The organism is Robiginitalea sp., from assembly GCF_049588695.1.
GTDB lineage: Bacteria > Bacteroidota > Bacteroidia > Flavobacteriales > Flavobacteriaceae > Robiginitalea.
Genome location: NZ_JBAVZJ010000515.1, coordinates 1 through 2,060, shown reverse-complemented (window position 1 = coordinate 2,060; position 2,060 = coordinate 1). Strand labels below are relative to the sequence as shown.

Genomic DNA, 2,060 nt, shown 5'->3' with positions numbered 1-2,060 from the left:
CAGGAGGCTATCCCTGTTTTTCACAAATATAGAATCATTGAAGATGACGTATTCCGTGGTTTCCACACTGACTATTTTATCGTTGTCAAAGCGGATAACCTGATGGGTGATAATTGGCTGCTGGTGTAGAAATGTGATTCTTTTATCGATTTTGGAGATCGAAGCTTTAACATATTTATCCACTTGCTCCATTTCAAGGATTTCGTAGGTTGGATCGAATACCGAATCCCATTTTAACCATTCTAAATATTCAACTTTTGTAAAGGTCTGTTCATAGTCATATGAGGTTTCTTTTGTCACCAGGCTGTCGTTCAGCAAATGCGCCATTGCGGAAGCATCAGACTGATCAAGGGCCTTATAATATTTTGCAGCTATATCCAATTCGTTGATTTTCTTTTCGGAACTCCTACAGGATATAAGTCCGATAACGATCAGCAAGGATAGAATTGCGGTTTTGTGCATTTAAATCTGGTTTTTCGTAATGCGCCATTGGGTTTATATGAAACAAGGGGCCTTTATGAGCTGTTAATCGGGCTAAAGATACGCGGCTGGGAAGTAGGTCGAAGCTTGATGCAGGTATTGTTCGCCTTTTGTTTTAATCTCTTAACTCGAACATAATATCGATTATCTCTGTGCTGGGCTCTTCAATGAGCTCATAAGCCTCTGCGATTGTCGCGGCCAAATTAGTTTCCTTAAACGCTTTAACGGATTTCATGGAATCCCATATATAAACGCCACCATATTCTCCCGGGTTCTTAGTCTTTATGTAGTACTTCTGTATTAATCCTGGAATTGCTTCAAATTGAGGGCTGCGCTCTTTCATCCTGTATTCAATTTCATCTGCTGAAAGCGCTGTCTTCCCCCTGACAAGGAGTAGTATTGTTCCCTTAGCTTGATTCTTTGTACCGTTCATATTTTCTTCTTTTATTGTTTATAACGCCGGCTATCACCAAATTTGTGACGGGGCCTTTATTCAACTCACTTCCTTTCTGATAGAAATATAGGTATTTAAACAAATAAAAGCAGCCTGAGTGGTACTCAAACCGCTTTTGTTAAAAGAGGTTCATGTGTTACTTTTTTAAGGCTTAAAATTTTCAAAAGACTCCCCGATCTTTTCTTCCCGTTTGGAATTGGAGAGGCCTACGGGCTGAAGAATAGTCCAGTTCAATTTAGACTTGGACAGTATTTTTTCTTGCCTTTCGTGGTATTTGTAGGCTAATCCGATGTTGCTGTTGTCAATAAAGAATTTAAACCAGAGCGGAATTTACCTGGCGGTTTCCCCAACGCCCCAGGCCGAACAGGTGGAAATTCGCTTTATGCACTAATTTACCGGTTCGCCCCGTTGCTCCAGGTAAAAGTATTCTCATTGGGCCGAATTATATACAGAGATCTTATATCTTATGCAGTTGGCATCCTTTGCTATTCTATATCCTTAAGCCGCATCCATTTAAGTCGAATCTTGGGATAGCGTTCAGTCATTGGATTCAATATCAAAGTATCTCCTGAAAAGACGTATTTTCTTTTTGCAACATTACCCCACATATTTTGAAAGTTAGCCGATTCTATATGATGCTCAATAACCTGGAGGGAGTCATTCACTTTATACTTGCCGAAATAGACAAAATTGTCTGCCAGATGCCTTAGATCATTGAATGTCAGGCTATCCAATCCGCCCTTCCCCTCAAACTGATATTCATTATAATTTTCAGTCACATGGTGTACTCCCATTCCACCTTGTCCGTCATAAATAATAAATCCCCGGCGGTTCTTGTAATTGTCTTGTCTGGGCTCCCAGGTTGACAGCGAATCAACTTGAATCTCCACAATATGAAGCGACCACCTGCCCGTGAACTTTTCAAAGTCGGAAATCTCACTTTCAGGCTTACATGAAAATAGCAAGGCAATAAGGTATGGGACAATTAAGCTCTTTCTTTTCATATTTTATTATAAGTCTCGGGTAATGGGTACCTACTGGTGTTAACTGCCTTTTTCTTTGACTATTTCAACAACTCTCTTATTGAACTCATCCGGCTCTTCTTCCGGAGGTTCATGCCCTGATT

The 2,060-nt window shown here is 40.2% G+C and carries 4 protein-coding genes; all 4 read right to left on the bottom strand.

Features of this window, described 5'->3' with window-relative positions:
- A partial coding sequence (locus WBV75_RS11950; RefSeq protein WP_424120819.1) for a hypothetical protein occupies nucleotides 1-462 on the bottom strand: 462 nt, incomplete at its 3' end.
- A gap of 133 nt (nucleotides 463-595) precedes the next feature.
- Nucleotides 596-913, bottom strand: coding sequence for a YdhR family protein (locus WBV75_RS11945; RefSeq protein ID WP_424120818.1), 318 nt, complete (start codon nucleotides 911-913; stop codon nucleotides 596-598).
- Nucleotides 914-1,078: 165 nt separating this feature from the next.
- Nucleotides 1,079-1,225 carry an NAD(P)H-binding protein gene (locus WBV75_RS11940; protein ID WP_424120820.1) on the bottom strand — a complete coding sequence of 49 codons (147 nt, stop codon included), beginning with the start codon at nucleotides 1,223-1,225 and terminating at the stop codon, nucleotides 1,079-1,081.
- Nucleotides 1,226-1,419: 194 nt separating this feature from the next.
- Nucleotides 1,420-1,938 (bottom strand): lipocalin-like domain-containing protein, encoded by a 519-nt coding sequence (locus WBV75_RS11935; protein WP_424120817.1) that lies wholly within the window; start codon nucleotides 1,936-1,938, stop codon nucleotides 1,420-1,422.
- Between the last annotated feature and the right edge of the window lie 122 nt (nucleotides 1,939-2,060).